This window comes from Microthrixaceae bacterium (assembly GCA_016702505.1).
Lineage (GTDB): Bacteria > Actinomycetota > Acidimicrobiia > Acidimicrobiales > Iamiaceae > Aquihabitans.
In genome coordinates, this window is sequence record JADJDU010000003.1 from 486376 (window position 1) to 504183 (window position 17808).

The 17808-nt window shown below is 66.2% G+C and carries 14 protein-coding genes; 5 read left to right on the plus strand and 9 right to left on the minus strand.

Going from position 1 to position 17808, the window contains the following annotated elements; all coding sequences use genetic code 11:
- The first annotated feature begins 243 nt into the window (after positions 1 to 243).
- Positions 244 to 507, plus strand: coding sequence for a hypothetical protein (locus IPG97_05345; GenBank protein ID MBK6855984.1), 264 nt, complete (start codon positions 244 to 246; stop codon positions 505 to 507).
- A 266-nt stretch (positions 508 to 773) separates the two neighbouring features.
- On the opposite strand, the gene IPG97_05350 is transcribed toward IPG97_05345, so the two are convergent.
- Positions 774 to 1937 (minus strand): aromatic ring-hydroxylating dioxygenase subunit alpha, encoded by a 1164-nt coding sequence (locus IPG97_05350; protein ID MBK6855985.1) that lies wholly within the window; start codon positions 1935 to 1937, stop codon positions 774 to 776.
- Between the two features lie 97 nt (positions 1938 to 2034).
- Here IPG97_05350 and IPG97_05355 point away from each other — a divergent pair, with 97 nt between their 5' ends.
- A complete protein-coding gene (locus IPG97_05355) occupies positions 2035 to 2643 on the plus strand; it encodes a TetR/AcrR family transcriptional regulator (GenBank protein MBK6855986.1) in 609 nt (202 codons plus the stop codon).
- A gap of 133 nt (positions 2644 to 2776) precedes the next feature.
- Here the strand turns inward: IPG97_05355 and IPG97_05360 are convergent, their stop codons facing one another.
- The 4 genes from IPG97_05360 to IPG97_05375 form a co-directional block, all read right to left on the minus strand.
- Positions 2777 to 3331 (minus strand): DUF1697 domain-containing protein, encoded by a 555-nt coding sequence (locus IPG97_05360; protein MBK6855987.1) that lies wholly within the window; start codon positions 3329 to 3331, stop codon positions 2777 to 2779.
- Between the two features lie 4 nt (positions 3332 to 3335).
- Positions 3336 to 4235 (minus strand): TIGR03560 family F420-dependent LLM class oxidoreductase, encoded by a 900-nt coding sequence (locus IPG97_05365; GenBank protein MBK6855988.1) that lies wholly within the window; start codon positions 4233 to 4235, stop codon positions 3336 to 3338.
- A gap of 37 nt (positions 4236 to 4272) precedes the next feature.
- Positions 4273 to 4770, minus strand: a complete 498-nt coding sequence (locus IPG97_05370) for a nuclear transport factor 2 family protein (protein ID MBK6855989.1) — start codon at positions 4768 to 4770, stop codon at positions 4273 to 4275.
- A gap of 69 nt (positions 4771 to 4839) precedes the next feature.
- Positions 4840 to 5463: a DsbA family protein gene (locus tag IPG97_05375; GenBank protein ID MBK6855990.1), complete on the minus strand. Its 624-nt coding sequence runs from the start codon at positions 5461 to 5463 to the stop codon at positions 4840 to 4842.
- A 274-nt stretch (positions 5464 to 5737) separates the two neighbouring features.
- On the opposite strand from IPG97_05375, the gene IPG97_05380 reads away from it, so the two are divergent.
- The gene (locus tag IPG97_05380; GenBank protein MBK6855991.1) at positions 5738 to 7303 is read left to right on the plus strand and encodes a hypothetical protein; all 1566 of its coding nucleotides are present in this window, start codon (positions 5738 to 5740) and stop codon (positions 7301 to 7303) included.
- Between the two features lie 153 nt (positions 7304 to 7456).
- On the opposite strand, the gene IPG97_05385 is transcribed toward IPG97_05380, so the two are convergent.
- Positions 7457 to 10168 (minus strand): AAA family ATPase, encoded by a 2712-nt coding sequence (locus IPG97_05385; GenBank protein MBK6855992.1) that lies wholly within the window; start codon positions 10166 to 10168, stop codon positions 7457 to 7459.
- On the minus strand, positions 10165 to 11298 hold the full coding sequence (locus IPG97_05390; GenBank protein ID MBK6855993.1) for a metallophosphoesterase: 1134 nt from the start codon (positions 11296 to 11298) through the stop codon (positions 10165 to 10167). The genes IPG97_05385 and IPG97_05390 overlap by 4 nt, the downstream gene beginning before the upstream one ends.
- Before the next feature lie 184 nt (positions 11299 to 11482).
- On the opposite strand from IPG97_05390, the gene IPG97_05395 reads away from it, so the two are divergent.
- On the plus strand, positions 11483 to 14206 hold the full coding sequence (locus IPG97_05395; GenBank protein ID MBK6855994.1) for a hypothetical protein: 2724 nt from the start codon (positions 11483 to 11485) through the stop codon (positions 14204 to 14206).
- 24 nt (positions 14207 to 14230) lie between these two features.
- On the plus strand, positions 14231 to 15001 hold the full coding sequence (locus IPG97_05400) for a hypothetical protein (GenBank protein MBK6855995.1): 771 nt from the start codon (positions 14231 to 14233) through the stop codon (positions 14999 to 15001).
- A gap of 50 nt (positions 15002 to 15051) precedes the next feature.
- On the opposite strand, the gene IPG97_05405 is transcribed toward IPG97_05400, so the two are convergent.
- Positions 15052 to 17106, minus strand: coding sequence for an elongation factor G (locus IPG97_05405; protein ID MBK6855996.1), 2055 nt, complete (start codon positions 17104 to 17106; stop codon positions 15052 to 15054).
- Positions 17107 to 17217: 111 nt separating this feature from the next.
- Positions 17218 to 17808: a TetR/AcrR family transcriptional regulator gene (locus IPG97_05410; GenBank protein MBK6855997.1), complete on the minus strand. Its 591-nt coding sequence runs from the start codon at positions 17806 to 17808 to the stop codon at positions 17218 to 17220.

The following is a 17808-nucleotide window of genomic DNA, read 5'->3' on the forward strand; positions in this document are numbered from 1 at the left end:
GACCACGACCGTCCGCGACCAGCTCGTCGCCGGCGTGGCCCGGGCCCGATCGGTGCTCCTCATCTCGAACGACGAGCGCTACCAGGCCATCACCGCCGAGGAGATCAACTACTCCGCCGGATCGACGCGACGTGTGCCACGCTCCATGGGGTGGATCCAGCAGCCTTCCTGGAGGGGCATCCGGTCGCTCTCTCGGTCTACGAAGAGGTCTACGCCCGCCTCGGTGCGCTCGGCTCGTTCGACATGCGCACGACGAAGAGCCAGATCGCGTTCCGACGCAAGCGAGGGTTCGCCTACCTGTGGCTACCGGGCCAGTACCTGCAACACTCCGATGCAGAGGTCGTGTTGTCCATCGCGCTCGGCCGAGAGGTTCGCTCTGGCCGGTTCAAAGAGGTCGTACACCCCGCCGAGCGCCATTGGATGCACCACTTAGATGTGCATGGTCCCGACGAGATCGACGACGAAGTCGTCGAATGGCTTGCGGAGGCGTTCGAACGAGCCGGTTGAGACTGGGGGAGGCGTGCAACCAGCGGGCAACTCCACGGACGATCTAGAGAATGTCAAAGCGGGCGTCGTAGCCAGAGAACGCCTTCACCGACCCGACCGGCGAGGTCCTCACGACGGCATGACTTGCGTTCTACCGCAATGAAGCCAGCTTTCGCGCGTGAAACTTGGAATCACGAGGATGAAGTCCAAATCTCGAATCTTGGTCCGTAAACGCCGCGATCGGATCATGAACTGGCCCCGCGCCAACGAACTAGGTCGGTTGCTTGTCATGGGAGGTCGAGGTTGATGGTGGCTGCGAGGGTGCGGATCATGTGCTGGACGCCGATCTCGTTACGACCGATCAGCATGTGGTCGTGCTGGGCGTTTCGGACTCCGTCGCCGCATGAGGGCAGCATGGTGAAGTCCTCGTCGCGCACCGCGGCGTGAACCTGGTCGTAGATGGCGTGATAGCTGGCCTGCTCCTCGTCGGTGGTCGCCGGGAAGCGGGCCATCCAGCTGTGGCGCACGCTGCAGGCCGTGGGTTCTGCGACCGGGAGGATATCGATGATCTCGACGCCGACGGGGCTGTTGGCGAGGATCAGGTTCGGGTAGATCCAGTAGATGACACCCATCTGGTCCGTGGGGTCCCATGAGCCGGCGGGGTCGTCGGCGAGCGCGGTGATCCAGTTGAATGGGAACCCGAGGCGATGGTGGCATCCGAACGGGTCGTGGATGCTGGTGTTGGCGACGGTGTTCTGGCCGATCACGCTCTGGCCGTGGACATAGGGGAAGTGGTAGCCCTCGGCGAACGCTTCGAGCGCTCCTTTCCAGTTCACGCCTGAGGTGAACTGGCGTTCGGTGAGATAGCCATAGTGGCCGTAGTTCCACGCTTCGAGCTCGGGATCGAGTGGGCCGAGATGTTCAGCCACATCGATCGGGCTTCCCTTGGTAAGCGATGCCCAGATGAAGCCGTGACGTTCCTCGGACGGGAGCTCGACCAGGCCATGGTCAGCGGTTTCGATGTCGGTGAAGCCTTCGGCCCCGGGCAGACCGACGAGAGTGCCCGCCGGGTCGTAGGTCCATGCGTGGTAGGGGCAGGTGTGCCGGCGAGCGTTCCCGCACCCCTGGGCGGGGCGGGCGCCGCGGTGACGGCAATAGTTCAACAACACATGCGCGGCCCCCTCGCCGTCACGGGTGATGAGCAACGAGGTTCCGAGCACCTCGCGGACAACGAAGTCGTTCTGCGTCGGGACCTGGACAGATGGAACGATCGCGAGCGGAACCGTGCGCAGCATCGCCAGCTCACGTTCGAGGTGCGCCGGGTCGCGGTAGTAGCCGAGCGGGACCCGTAGTACCTCGGGGGCGAGGTCGGTGGTGCCCTCGAGCACTGCCCTCAACGCACGCTCGGTCAAAGAGCGATCGAGCAATGCGGCACGGTGATGGTCGGTGATAGTCACGCTCGTTCCCCCAGCGCCTTCGTCAGCAAGACCTAGACCATACACTCTCAAACTCTGTCCTGTCGGATTGGCATTGCGATAGTTTGAGCGGATGAGGCGTCACGGCTGGGGAGGCAACCTCCCCGAGAACGACGACGAGGCGCGAGCGCGAATCCTCGCCGCGGCCAAGGAACTTCTGGAGATGCGCCCGACACAGGCCCCGAGCATCTCCGAGGTCGCCGACCAGCTCTCGGTCACCCGCCAAACCGTCTACCGCTACTACCCCAGCAGCCAGGCGCTGCTCACCGCTTCAGTCAGCGACGGTATCGACGCCTTTCTCGATGACATTGCCCGGCATTTGCGCCGCACCACCGACCCGGCCGACGCCGTCGTCGAAGGCATCGCCTACACGTACGAGCAAATGCAGCAACGCCCCGACCTCGCTCTACTGCTCGCGACCGCCGGTGGGCCCACCCAGGAGATCACGTCCCCTACGGCGCTGGCCCTCGGTCGGTCGATCCTCGAACGGCTCCCCGTCGACTGGTCCGCCGCCAGCTACCGCGACGAGGAGCTCAACGAGCTCGTCGAGCTCATGCTCCGTACGCTCCAATCCTTCATCGTCGATCCGGGCACACCACCACGCTCGGCCCGGCAACTCCGCCGCTACCTGCACCGCTGGATCGGCCCAGCCGTCGCTCCCTCCGCCGCGCTGACGCCTTGACGCTCTGCACTGGTTGTTTCGAGCCGGATGAAGACCGGCACGCCGGCCGGTCTCTGGATCGGGTGCGGGCCATCTCCGTGGCGTCCTTCCCATCTTGACGACGGAGCGGGGCGTTCGATTCGGATGGACCGACTCAGGTGTCCAGGAGGGCTAGGAGTTTGGTGGTGGTGGCCCAGTTGCGGATGGTCATCTGCTGGTAAGGCGGGGTGCCGATGATCTTCGACATGTGGCTCTGGGCCCGGCGCGCACTGAGGCGCTGGAAGTAGACGACGCCGTCTCCAGGCCACGCCTCGTCCACCCCGTCCCGGCATTTCACCACCGCCATCGCTTCGGAGCTGGTGAGTGGGGATTTGAGGTACACGACATCGCTATGAAAGGTGTCCGGGCGCGTACCGAAGCCGCCCGGAGCCTCAGCAACAACGCGCCTCACCTGATCGCAGGATCGGACGACTACTACCAACGAGAGTCCGAACCGTTCGGCCACACAGGCAGAGACCCGTCGTTCCAGTTCCTCGATGGAGCCATGACCGTCGAACACCACGTTGCCGGATTGGATGTAGGTAACGACCCGGTCGAATCCCGCTTCCTCGACAGCGGCTCGGAGATCTGCCATCGGTACCGGGTTGCGGCCACCGACGTTGATCCCCCGCAAAAGGGCCACGTGACGGCTCGGGGACGGTGACGCCATCACTTCAGCTCAAGCCGAGCGCGCCTGCGAAGCGTTCCAGGGCGTCGAGGTCGAAGGGAGCACGGATGGCCAGGTTCACCTGATCGGCACCGGCATCCACGTAGGTACCGATCCGATCCACGACCTCCTGGTCTGATCCGCCCAGGACTCCCGGCCGGACGAACTCGGCGATGGCACCGAACTGGGCGTTCAGGCTGTCGTCATCCCAGGCCAGTCCCAGGTTGATCGCCCGCCGTAGGGCCGATGCCGGTCGCCCCACAGCCTCACAATGGGCGTCGAGAACCGCGGCCTTGTGGGCGAAGGTCTCGGGTGACACGAAGGGGATGTTCCACCCGTCGGCATAGCGGGCCGCTACTCGGAGGGTCTTCTTCTCCCCGGCTCCCCCAATCCACACCGGAATGGCACGTTGGGCGGGCCGGGGCTCGTTGCGGGCGTCAACCATCCTGAAATGGGCGCCCTCGAAGTTGGTGACCTCGTCGCGGAGCAGACCCCGCACGCAGGCGGCCGCCTCCGATAGTTGATCGAGGCGCTCCCCCGCCGCGGGGAACGGGATTCCGTAGGCGGAGTACTCGACCTCGGCCCAGCCACCCCCCAGCCCGATGGCGGCTCGCCCACCCGACAACAAGTCGATAGCGGTGACCGCTTTGGCCAGCACGGCGGGATGGCGATACCCCACCGAGTAGACGAGACACCCGACTTCGACCCTGGTGGTGTCCAAGGCCAAGGCGGTGTGCATGGTCACCGCCTCCAGGCATTCGGCGTCGGCGGGGTCTCCGGTGGCGCCATAGAAGTGGTCCCACACCGAGATCCAGTGGAACCCCATCTCCTCGATGCGACGCCACGCTGTCCGCAGGTCATCGGGCTGGCAGTTCTGAAGGCCGAGGTGTACGCCGAACCGGGTCATTCCCGCACGGTATCGGTCAGCTACCGACAGACCGAGGTCAGTCCAGATTCAGATTCGACCGACCGCCGGTCGACCACCAGTCTGCAGTCACCTGGTAGCCGGTGACCGACGACGGCGGGTAGAGCACCTCGTAGATCCGGCGGTACGCGGTGGCAGCGATGACCCAGCGTCCGTCGATCCGTTCGTAACGGTCCTCTATGTAGGCCGCTCCTTCGAGCACCAAGTCGAGGTCGGTCAGCAGCACCCTGTCGGCCATCGCCCAGGTTGCGGTGGCTTCGTCATCGGCCAGCAGGTCTATCTCAGGATGGTGGAAATGGTGACTCCCCAGCACCGTGGGCAGGCCAGCGGTGTCCTGGATGAACCGCAGGATGTCGGACCTGTGCGAAAAGGTGTAGGCGCCACCTGCGAACGAGGCGGTGGCGTGAGCGGCGAAACAGGACTCCAGGCCCGCCCAATCCTTCTGGTCCAAGAACCGCGCGTAGCGGTAGCGAAGACGCTTGATCTCCTCGATCACGACCAGATCGTTGGGGGACACAAGGCGCACGCTATCGGCGAGCGTGCGATCTCGCTGACGAACCGCGCGGCCCCATGACCTCGGCACGTTTCAGATGCCGAAGCAGGCTTCCATGAACTGATCGAAACCTTCATGGTCGGGCCTCACTCGCAGCGCGCCGTCCTCGTCGCGTCCGACCTTCAACACAGGACAGAAGAACGACTGGTGGGCGGTGAAGAAGTGAGGTGAGCCCGTCACCTTGCGCTCAACCCCCTCCGCGTGTTCTCGGTGGACTCCGATCACGTCGTCATCGGAGGTCTCCACTCCGTACGCGCCCGAAACCTCGGCCAGAACATCGGCATCGGAGATGTCCTCTCCTAGCTCGAACAATCGATGGCGGAGCTCAAGGCTCACGGCTTCCCCGGTGATCGGCGACACCCGGTAGGCCGCTACCGCCAGAGCCAGCGCAGGGATGGCCGTGGCGGGCCACGCCTCGGGGTCGAAACCTGCGAAGAGGTCGGGCGCCACCTGTTCGCGGATCTCCAGCACCTCTTCGGCAATGAAGGCGGCGTCCAGAGGATGGCCGTTCACGACCTCCAACGGCCAGGACCTCACCCAAAGACCCACGTCGGTACGACCCAGCGACTCCCGCCGCTCGACCAGACGGCGCAACCCGACATGGGTGAACGGGCACAAAACGTCGGCAAACACCTCGACCTGGGTGGAGCTGGTCATGGTTCCCTCCTGTGGGCTCGAGTCGTCGAGCACCCGATACCGACACGGTACCGGTGCCCAACCGTGCATCCCTCCCCCTGCGGAGGTACCCAAGAGGCCCCGTCAGCAGGCAGTGCCGTCGCCCGAGGGCCCGAGGCGCCCGCTGGGTCCAGGCGAGCCAAGGAGGAGTGCCCATAGGCGGACCGACCCACAAGCACGGCATGGAACCCGTTGACGCTCGCTCGTAGGCTCGGGAGCCACGCGGTGCCGGGGTTTGCGTCTCAGGAGCGGGATATTGGCGATCTTCAAGAACCTCAAGAACCTGGGTAAGCAGATGGCCGCCGGGTTTGCCCCCACCCCTCTGACCGAGGAGCAGCTGGCGGCGCTACCGCCCGAACAGCGGGAGGCCTACGAGGCGGCCCTGGCCGAGGTGGCCGCGGGTCAGCGTCAGCTCGATGCCATCTACGACTCCCAGATGGCGGCGCGCGCCCTGCACGGTCCTGCTGGCCTTCACGTCTATGGCGCCGATCCCCGTGAGATTGCTGAGGCCACCAATCAGGCCTTGGCCACCGGTGGGTTGGCGGCCTACATGAAGGCCTCGTGGAAGGCCACTGGCCCAGGCGGTGGCGAGCCACCCACCCCGACGCCGTCGAGCGGTCTGCCCGTCGACCCGGCTACCCGCCCGCAAGAAGAGTGGCAGCGCCGCCAGGAGGCACGCGCCCCGTACCTTGCCCCATCCCGGTTTCCGGTGACGTTCACCCGAATAGCAACCAGGGCTTCCACCCAGATCGACGACGTGGCCGCGCACCTGACCAGCAGTGGCCTGGCTGCTCGGCCCGAGCTGGTCTTCGGTCTGTACCCCGTTCCCGACCACATCGGCCACGGTATGGGGCGGTCCAAGAACCGATACATCGAATGGGATGTGGTTCACGCCGCCAGCGAGCCGTTGCCTCCAGCATCAAATCCCGGGTTCACGTTTCTACCCGGCAATTTCGCCTGGGTGGCTCGGTCATCGGGCGAACAATCGGTCTTGGACGAGGACCTCGCCATCACGATGTTGGCTTCGGCTGGGCTCGGCCCCGAACACTGCCTCGGAATCGCCCGAATCATCGCCACCGCCGATCGTGACGGCGGCGATGATTCGGCCGGCTACACCGCCATCAACGTCACCGGTGCGGCCGTGTTCGGCCACCCGAGCCTGGGAGATCACAGCCGCGATGCGCTGGCCGGAGCCGCCCCCATGAGTCTGCCGGTCGGCGCTCCGGCCGGCGTGCACGTCGAGGTCCTCAACTGGCATGCCATCGCTCAAGCGGTACACCCTGACAGCCAAAGCCGGCCACCGGTCCCGTCACCGTTTCCCTACCTGCCAGGAACACCCCAGGAGCTGATCCGGAGCTACCTGGACATCGTTGGGGTGAACCCCTTCGACTCCTACGCCGCCTCGGTCACCGAGGACACCTTCCGAGACCTGCGGACCCTTCGTCGCAAAGGATTCATGCAGGTGAACACCAACACGAGCACCTCGTTGCCCTGCGTAGACGGTGAGTCCCGCATGAGGATGTTCGGAGGTTCTCTGGTGGTGGTGGCCTACCGGGACCGCCCCGACTACGTCACCGGCCGTCAACGGTGGGCGGCCTACGAACGAGATGTCCTCCAGTCTCAGCTGAGCCAGGGGACTGGAGCGCGTCGCCCGGTCACCCCCATGGCGTTCGGCAGCTTGGGCCGAGGGACCCGGCAAGCCATCCGCTGGGCCGAGATTGCCTTGGATACGGTCAGCTACTTCGTCGATGACGCCTCGTCAGACCAGCGAGGCGATCGTCAGCCTCACCGCTACTGCTGGCCTCCCACCGACATTCGCTGAGGGCTAGCGCCACGGCGGTCCCGTGGGGTCGTTTTGGTCATGCAGCACCTGCGCTCTCCAGGGCCGGGCGACGCCACTGACCCGAGTCTCAGGGGGAACTGTGACCGGCACCGATCGCCGGGCGGGTGCGCTCGAGGTGGGACGCGCTCTCGATCATTGGCCCGCAGCCCATGGCGTGCTGACACCAGGCCCAGGGGCGACGATCGCGGGTTCGTCCCCGGACACAGCACCGCGGGTGGGAAGGCGCACGACGTGGGCATCGCCAATCCCAGCGAAGCGGCCCGGGCTGCAGGTGAGGACCACCACCTGGCACTGACGACTGGCCAGAGCGATGGCGGATGCCATCTGGGTGAGGCGTCCAGGGTCGGTCCATCCCAAGGTGTCGTCGAAGATCACCGGCGCCCCACCGTCTCCCGAGACGATCATGGCGCAGGCCAGCCGGGACAGGACGCCGAGTTGCTCGCGTGCTCCGGTGCTGAGCTGCTGGTAGCCGACGGTGATCCCGTCGAGCGTTCGGGTCTGGATCTTCAGGTCGTCATCGAGGGTGACCTCGAGGCTGGGCCCGAAGACCAGCCGACCGAGTTGCTCGATCCGCTCCCGGAACGGGGCCTGGTAGCGAGCACGGGCCGCCGCACGTCGAACGGCGAACGTGTCGTGCAACAAGAGTGCGGCGGCGGCCCTGGCTTCCAGGCGTTCGAGCTCCAGCCGCAGGTGGTCACGCTCGGTCAACGCCAGGTCCAGGTTGTGGGCTAGTCCCTGTTCACCTCGGCTGGCCAACACCGCGGCCAGGCTGTCTCGGGCTCGCTGATTGGTGGTGATGGCATTGGTGCCACGAAGTTGGGCAGACCGGGCGTTGTCGACCAGCTGATCGAGGGTTTCGGCGTCCTCTCGGGCCAGGCGAGCCCGGCCGTCGGACAACTCGCCATCGACCGCAGCTAGATCGTTGGCGGCCGCCACCAACCCGGCCGCGATGGCCAGGTCGGGCTGATCCAGCCGGGCCTGGGCCAGTCCGGCACGGACTCGTTCCAGGGCGGCGCGCTCGGCGTTGACCTGCGCGTCCAGCCCGGCACTGGTCACATCTGCTTCCTTCAAGACCAGGTTGGCGGCAGCCAGTTCGGCCTCGACGGCGGCGAGTTGGGTCCGCAGTTCGCTCGCGGCCCTCTCCGCCTGCTCCCTGATCTCTTGAGCGGAGTCCAGGTCCTCGGGAAGGGCCGGCTCTGGGCCACGCTCGGCGGCGTAGCTGGCTATCCGTTCGGCATGGCGGGAGATCTTGCGCTCCAGCGCCTCCAAGGTGAGGTCTCGAAGGTCGTCTCGGATCTGCTCGACAGCGCGGCTTCGAATCCGCTCGGCGTCGGCTCGGGCGTTGGCTGCGGCCCGGGCCTGATCCAAGTTGGCCACGCCGTGTTCCCGGCACAGCCGGGCCAGCTCCTGCGCGGCTCGGAGCTGACCCTCGTGCAGGGTCTGGGCTTCTTGGCCGACCTCCACGTCTACCTGCACTACGCCGGGAATGCTCAGTTGGGTGTTGGTGGCCACGGCCAGCAGATGGCTTTCACCAGCGCTCAAGGCGACGGCGGACTCAGGCGCCACCACCTCGATACCGCTAAGAGCGGTGACGGTGAGGCGCACCGCTCCCCCCGCAGCCGCGGCCTCGGCCCTCACGAAGTCGAGATGGGCCGACTCGATCCGATCCAGAACAGCCGCGTCGACACAGTTGGCTTCGAGGACAGCCTCGGCCGATTCCAGCGCCGCTTGGTTTCTGCGCACGCGATCACGACGCTCGACGAACTGCTCGACCTCGATCTGTTGGCGTCTGAAATCGGTGTCGGCCACCGATAGGTCATGGACGGCCTCTGCCCTCTTGAGCGCCGACTGGAGGGAGTCCCGATCACCTTCACCCGAGTCGACCGCGGCCCGGGCGGCCGACCGGGCCGGTTCGACCTGGACCAGCTCTTCCTCGGCTCGATCCAGTCTGCGAACCTGCTCGAGCTCGGCCGAGATGAGTCCGTCTCTGATCTCACTGAGTTGGAGCCAATGTCGGTGATCGGCAGCCACGCCATCTCGACGGGACTCGATGTGGCCGACGAAGCGGCGGAGCTCCTCCACGGCAACCAGACGACCCTCGTATTCGACCACTGCCCGCTCCAGTTCGACCTGCCGGCCGGCCAGCTCAGTGGCCTCCTTCTCCAGTCGAACCATCTCGTCGGTCTGAGAGTCCAGTTCGCGCAGTTCGGACTGGAGGCTGGAGACACGGGCCTCGGCCCCAGCGACCCGTTCGGCCAATCGTTTCCGTTCGGAGCTCGGTTGTCCCGAGGCGGTCCAATAGCTGTTCCGCTCCGCCACGATCCGTTCCCACAACCCGTCGTGATGGTGGTCCTCGTCTCCACCTCCAGCCGCCAGGTCCAATGCCCGCCCCAGTGAGGGGACACCGAAGTCGACCTGGTCGAGGTCGGCGCCCTGCTCCAACCGCAGGGCACGCCACAGGTCACCGTCGAGGGTCTCGCCCAGGATGGTCAGGACCCGTTCGTGAGCTTCCCGACCGGTCAGCTGCTCTCTCACCGGTTCGATCACCGTGAGCGTGGTCTCAGGCTTGCGAAGCCATCGCTTGGAATACTCGATCCGGTAGGGCCCGGTGGAGAGATCCACCTCTACCTCGGGACCCGCGTCTCGGTGCACCGGCTTGACCGCCATCACGCCCTGCTTGCGGCTGTCGTCACGAACCTCCAGCACCATGGTCAGTGCTTCGGCCAGCGAGCTCTTGCCCGCCTCGTTGTCTCCTTCGATGATGGTCACGCCCTCGGAAGGGAAGGTGACCTCGGCCGAGGTGACGCCGCGGAAGTTCCGCAGGGTGAGTCGGTTGATCCTCACGATGCCACCCCTGCGAGCCGTGCCAATAGGGCCATGGCGTCTTGAGCCACCACCGACTCACCCGGTGGTGCCGCCAAGGCTTGAAGATCAGCTAGGGCGTCTAGAGCAAACCCAGACAGACCGAGGGAGTCGAGGTCGGTGTCGTCGGGGAGCACCAGCAGGTCGATGCGTCGCTCCCAACCCTGAAGGGAAGCGAACAGATCGCCGTGATGGGCCAGAACGGAGTCGAGCCTGGCCTTCTCGGTGAGCGACAGCTGACCGACCAATGACAACCTCACAATGGTGCGGGCCTTGTCTGCCAGGGTGTCCAGGAAGGAATCCAACAGGTCGACATCGCTGTGCCCGGTGAGGTTGGCCTCGTGACGAACGAAGTGCCACGTGCCCACGCGATGTGCCTCTACCGCTACCCGTCCGCTCTCGTCGAGCTCCACCACCAGCACCTGGCCCGGGTCCACCTCACGGAAGTCGGTGGGTTCGGGCGCCCCCGAGTACCGCACGCATCCGGTACGGCCGACCGAGGTAGCCGAGTGGCGGTCTCCCAGAGCTAGGTAGTGGATCCGGCCGTCGGCCAGGGCGGCTTCCACGCCCGCAAGGGCCACCAGCGCTGGATTGGTGTCGTCCGGTGAGAGCACGTCCAACGCGCCATGGCCCACCACGATCCGCCGGGTATCGCCAGGAACCAGGTCTGCTACTGCTCCACCCACCAGGTCTGTGAGCGGCCGCTTGGAGGTCCAAGGCGCGGGCACCAATTCAACACCAGGAACCGGCGAGATCAGGTCGGTCGACTCGAGCACCACCACGTTGGCGGGGCGATGGGAGACGAAGGTCTGAGACCGGAATACCGACGACGCGTCGAGCGGGTCGTGGTTTCCGGGCAGTAGGTAGAACGTGATCTGCGGTGTGGCGGCCATGGCGTCCAGGGCTCTCACCACCACCTGGCGCTCGACGTGGTTCGTCTCGAACACGTCTCCGCACACGACCACGAACGGGCAGCCTTGGTCTAGCGCCAAGGCCCCGATAGAGCGGATCACGTCGATCCGGGCCGCGGAGAAGCGCGGCTGGGCGTCGCCACCCAGATAGTGCCTGGTCATTCCGAGCTGCCAGTCGGCGGTGTGGATGAAGCGGACCATGCATCGACCGTACCGAGGGGGTGTGACAAAGAAGCGGACCTGTCCCGGTCGCCACCGATACCGAAAGGGAGGGGTGGGGGGTACCAGGCTGTCGGGGTCACGACGGAGCCCGTGCTGGATGTTGCCGGCACGCCGAACCGGGTTCCCCTACCCTGCCCGATCGGGTATCTGAAAGGGGACCGAGGTGTCCAGCACTCGAATTTCCATTCCACGTCGACGCCGTCTGGCCGCGGCCCTGGCCGTCGCAGTGGCGACCGGTGCCGTAGTGGCTCCCCTTGCGGCTGGGGCCGGACCGTCCTCGACGATTGCCACCGCTCTCGATTCTCTCCCGACCTTCTCGCCCACGGTTAGGGCCGTGCTGGCCTCGGCGCAAGGGGCTGCGGCTGGAGCGCAGACCCCGTTCCTGTGCACCACTGAGTACAACGATCTCGGCCAACCAACGGTGGACAACCAGGAGAAGCGGGGCACCCCGGTGTACCCCCTCGACGGCGCAGGAGCGCCCGATCGAACCAAGGACCCGCTGGGCTGGAGCGAACGCTGCCAGGTGGAAGAGGTGGTCCAGTACCGCTACCGCACCACCGGAGGTCAGACGAAGATCCTCGCCCCCGGGTCCGCCGAGCTGCCCAGCGATATCGCCATGTTGACCGTGACGAACATGATCGGTGCCGACCGGATGAACACCGATGGCGCCGACCAGATCCCATACCTGATCCGTTACCAGCGCGGCACCCTGCCCGGAACCAGGTTCATCTACAGCATCGCCATGCTCGTGCCCTTCTCGGAGTATCAGGCCACCGGCTCGGGCCACACGTGGAACCACGACCACTGGAACGGGCGCCTCCTCTACAACTTCGGTGGCGGAGTGGGCATCGGGCACAGTCAGGGTGATCTGAGCACCGGCGCCTCTCTCATGCACGAAGCTCTTCGCCTCGGCCATGCCGTGGTGTACTCCAGCGGAACCCGGACCTCGAACCACTACAACCTCATGCTCGGCGGTCGTACCGCAGTGGAGCTCAAAGCCAGGTTCGTGGCCGACCACGGCGCGCCGCTGTACACGGTCGGCATCGGAGGATCGGGCGGAGGGATCCAGCAGTACGTGTACGGCCAGAACCACCCCGGGCTGCTCGACGCCGCCATCCCCCAGTACTCCTATCCCGACATGACCACCCAGACCATCAACGTGGGTGACTGCGAACTGCTCGAGCGGTACATGGATGTGACCGATGCCGACAATCCCCGGTGGCAGAACTGGGACAACCGCAAGATCATCCAAGGCCAGAACACCATCGAAGGCTTCACCTCGGATTGGCAGGCCCGCACCGGCGACACCGGAAGCAGCGAGTGCATCGAAGGCTGGCGGGGAGCCACCCCCTTGGCCATGAACCCGACGTTCGGCCTAGCCACCGGCATGGACGAGGCGATCATGCCCTACCTCGGTGAGCTCCTGGCCAAGCTCGGCGCTGGTCAGCCCGTCTACCCCGATGACTTCCCCGATCTGGGGCGGCTGCTGCGAACCCACGAAGACCCGGCCCAATGGGTTCAGTGGACCCACTGGGCCGACGTGGAGGAGGTCTACGGAGTCGACCCAGCCAGCGGGTTCGCCCGGGTGCCATGGGACAACGTCGGCATCCAATATGGGCTGAGAGCGGTGGCCGACGGCACCCTCACCCCAGAGGAGTTCTTGGACCTCAACGCCAACATCGGATCGTGGAAGGAGCCCGAAGACAACGTTCCCGAGAGCTGTGGAATGGTCAAAGCCATGGTCGGCGACGACCTTGGGGTGTTCGCATCCATGATCGGTCTGTGCCAGGGAGACGAACTCGACCAGTACTCGTCACGGCAGATGAACCTGGCCCCCGACGACGACACCCCGGCACCTCGCCGTTCCGCCGACGTGGCGGCCATCACCGCTGCCTTCTCCAGCGGTTTGGTGTTCGACGGAAAGATGGCGCGCGAGATCCCGATCATCGACGCCCGTCACTACCTCGAAGACCAGCTCGACATGCACAACGTGCACCAGTCGTTCGTGATCCGTGAACGGATCCGTCGAGCCCAAGGCGACGCCGACAACCAGGTCATCTGGTTCCTCGATGCCCGACCCGAGGAGAGCGATGAGGCCACCGACGCCCTCCACGACGAGGGGTTCCGGGTCATGGACCAATGGGTGCTCAACATCGTGTCGAACCCGTCGGCCGGCGTGGCCGCCAATCGTCCCGAAGAGGCGGTTGACCGTTGTTGGAACACCGACGGCACCGAGATCGCCCGAGGGGACGACGTGTGGAGCGGCGCGGTAGAGCTCGTGACCACTGGCGCCGGAGCCTGGACGGACACCGCCCCTACCCAAGTCGACGGGGTACCAGTAGGTGAGTGCTCGGCAGCGTTCCCGATGCACTCCACTTCTCGGGTGGTGGCCGGTGGGCCCATCACCAACGATGTCTACAAGTGCCACACCAAGTCGGTGGCCCAGGCCATCGACGATGGCGACTACGGCGAATGGGAACCGACCGCCGACCAGCAGGCCCGGTTGGAGGAGATCCATCCCGAGGGCGTGTGCGATTGGACCAAGCGCAGCGTGGGCTACCCGGGAGCGGGACCGGTCCTCCCGCCGGACCCCGAGACCACGACAACGACAACGACAACCCGGCCCGGGTCGTCCTCGACGGTGTCCACCTCCACCACCCTCGAGCCTGGTTCGACCACGATTCCCTCGACCCCGCCGTCCACCGCCGTGCCCGCTACCAGCACGCCCAACCCGACCCCACAGGACCGAGACCCGGGCTACACCTACGGCGGCAACGCCCTTGCCCGCACCGGGTTGGGAGTCGTGGGCCTGGTGGTCACCGGCCTGCTCCTTACCGGTGGAGGATCGGTGCTGAGACGGGGCACCGGCCGGCGTCGCCGGAGCTGAACGGTCCCACCTACCGTCTAGGTCGTGCTCCCATCATCATCAGACATCGGGCCCGAACTGCCCGCACCTCTGCCGGCGCCAGCCGGAGGACGCTCCTACGCCGGGCGCCAGCGGGTCCGGTGGGGAGACGTGGACACTGGAGGCCGGCTTCGACTCGACGGCACGGCCCGATACCTCCAGGACCTGAGCCACGACGACACCCTGGCGAGCGGGACGGGACGAACCGGCCCGTGGGTAGTGCGTCGGACAACCATCGACGTAGTCACGCCCGCGGTCGGGGATGAGGACCTGGAGCTGGTCACGTTCTGCGGCGGTCTGGGCTCACGTTGGGCGGAACGACGCACCAGCATCACCGGCAGCGAAGGTGCTCGCATCGAGGCCATGTCGCTGTGGATCCGCATCGACGGGACCACCGGTCGCCCCACCAGGTTGGATCCGGCGTTCTTGGATCTCTACGCCGACTTCACCGGAGATCGCAAGGTGGGTGCATCGCTGACCCACGGAGATCCGCCCGCCTCGTTGGAACGAAGGCCGTGGCCCCTGCGGGTGACCGATCTGGACCCTATGAACCACGTCAACAACGCCGCCACGTGGGAGCCAGTAGTGGAGGAGTTGGCCCGCCACCATCTGAAGGCTCGCCGAGCGCAGGTCGAGTACCGCGCCGGGATAGACCCTGGTGACGATGTCGAGGTGGTGACCATGGTGGCAGGCGGAATGATGCGGGTCTGGCTCGAGGTAGACCGCAAGGTCCGCGCCTCTGCCGTCATCCACCCTCGTCCCAGCGACCAAGCGTAAGAAGGCCACCGAACGCCGCCGGAAGGCTCAGCCTTTCGGCGGATCCAGGATTAGACCGAGGTGGTGACCTGACCGAGGAGGTTGGCGGGCAACAGGTCGTAGTGATCGTGGGTCGCGGTGAAGCGACCACGGCCGCCGGTGATGGCCCGGAGGTCCACGGCATAGCGGGTCATCTCCGCGGCCGGGACCAGCGCCACGATCTCATGATCGCCATCAGGCCGCGCATCGGTGCTCTGCACCCGGCCCCGCCTGGCGTTGAGGTCACCGAGGACCTCGCCCTGCAAGTCGGTGGGCATCACCACGTTCACCCGGTCGATCGGTTCCAGGACGGTCGAACCGGCCTGATCCAGCGCGGCCCGAAGGGCGAGGCGGCCTGCGGTCTTGAACGCCATCTCCGATGAGTCGACGGAGTGCTCTTTGCCGTCCACCAGTTCGATCTCCAGGTCCACCACCGGAAACCCGTAGCAGCCGCCGGTGGCCATGGCCTCCTCGATGCCCTTCTCGACGGCAGGGATGTACCCCCTCGAGATTGCGCCACCCACGATTCGGTCGACGAAACGGAAGCCGCCGCCACGCTCCAGCGGACGAGCCACCACGTTGCACACGCCGAACTGGCCGTGACCGCCGGACTGCTTCTTGTGCCGACCCTCCACCGCGGCCTCACCCGAGATCGTCTCCCTGTAGCCGATCCGCACCGGCTCGATGTCGACGTGAACCCCGAAGCGGTTCTCCAGTCGGTCGAGCGCCAACGACAGGTGGGCTTCGCCGATCCCGTACAGGACGGTCTGGTTGGTATCTGACCGTCGAAGCACGGCTAGGGCGGGGTCCTCGTCGAGGAGCCGGTGGAGCGCTTCGGCCATCTTGTCTTCGTCGGCTTGGGTTCGGGCGCTGATCCCGATTCCCAACGACGGCTGAGGTGGGTCGAACCCTTGGACCCGAACCGGTCGACCCTTGACGCTCAACGTGTCGCCGGTGGTGGTGCCCGCCAACTTGGCAACCGCCGCAATGTCACCGGCCACCACGTCGGAGACCACCTGATGCTCGGACCCGCGCAGGTTGAACAGTCCGTGGAGGCGTTCATCTGTGCCCGAACGCGAGTTCACCAGGTGATCGTCGGCCCGCACCGTGCCCGAGAGAACTCGAAACACGTTGACGTGTCCTACGAACTGATCGGCCAACGTCTTGAACACGAACACCAACGGATCTGCGGCGGGGTCCGGAGACACCCCGACCACGGTTCCTCCGGCCTCGACCTCGACGGGGGGACGATCCAGGGGCGACGGCCCGATCTCACAGATGAAGTCGAGGAGGCGATCGATGCCTATCTCCTTCAGCGCCGACCCGCACACCACCGGGAACACGGTGGCGTCATCGACTCCAAGCGCCATGGTCCGCTCCAGTTCCTCGATGGAGGGGATGTCTCCATCGAGGTACCGAGCCATCAGTGCCTCGTCGGCGACCACGATCCCCTCGACCAGGTTGTCGTGGACCTGGTGCTCGAGGTCGGCCATGTCGTCGGGCACCTCGGTGTGGGTGGCGACGCCGGCGTCGTAGATCCATGCCGTGTCCGAGAGGAGGTCTGCCACCCCTCGGAACCCGTGTTCCTCTCCGACCGGGAGTTCCAGAGGGGCTACTCCGGCCCCGAAACGGTTCCGCAGGTCATCGAGCGTGGCGGTGAAATCGGCGCGCTCGCGGTCCAGCTTGTTGATGAAGACCATCCGGGGTAGGTCGAGTTCCACGGCCTGGCGCCACGCCGCTTCGGTCCCCACCTCCACGCCTGCCACCGCCGACACCACGAATACCGCCATGTCGGCGACGCGCATGGCAGCGTGCACCTCGCCGACGAAGTCGGGCTCGCCGGGCGTGTCGATCAGATTGACCTTGTGGCCCTTCCACTCGAAGGGGAGGACCGCCAGCGAAAGCGACGAACCCCTGGTCTTCTCGGCAGGGTCGAAGTCGCTGACCGTGGTTCCATCCTCCACCCGCCCGACGCGGGAGGTGGCTCCGGCCACGTGCAACGCCACTTCGGCCAGGGTGGTCTTGCCCGACCCGCCGTGGCCCACCAGTACGACGTTGCGGAGCTTGTCGGTCTGGACTGCGGTCATGCCTACCTCCTGGGGTGGCGTCGACGGCGCCAACCTACCGAGCCGTACCGGCTCGTGCCCGGGGAACTGCGACTCGATCCCCGCTAAGGACCCGAGCGGATAAGTCCGGTCCTATGCCGTGATCACGGCGGCCACGGCGGCATCGAGTCGGCGACGAACCGCTGGGTCCTCAGCCCCCGACGCCGACTCGGCTCGGGCCGCTCCCAACACCAGACCGGCCAGCAGGTCGACGCTTCCCTGAACCTGGTCGGCAGGGGTACCGGCCTCTGCCACCACGCGGGCCACCACGTCCATCATTGATCGGTGGAGCTGGGCCACGTCGGCCCTGGTGGCGTCATCCAACCCGGCCAGAGCATCGGTGAGCGGCGACACGAGCTGGTGCTCTGGACTCCGAGCCCAGGAGAGGTAGGTCCGAGCCCATCGTTCGAGCTTCAGCTCAGGGGGATCATCACCAGCCACCGATGCCTCCCAGGACTCGATGATCCGGGGGATGGTGGCCTGGAACCACTCCACTAGAAGGTGGGCCTTGTCGGGCACGTAGCGGTAGATGGAGTTGCGGGCCAGTCCCACCTCGGCCGCGATGTCGGCCAGCCCGACCTCTCCGTAACCCCGCTCTATGAACAGGCGTACGGCGGCGTCGAGCACCGCGGCCCGTTGTTGGGCCACGTGGTCGGCGATGTTGTCGGCCTTGATCCGAGGCAC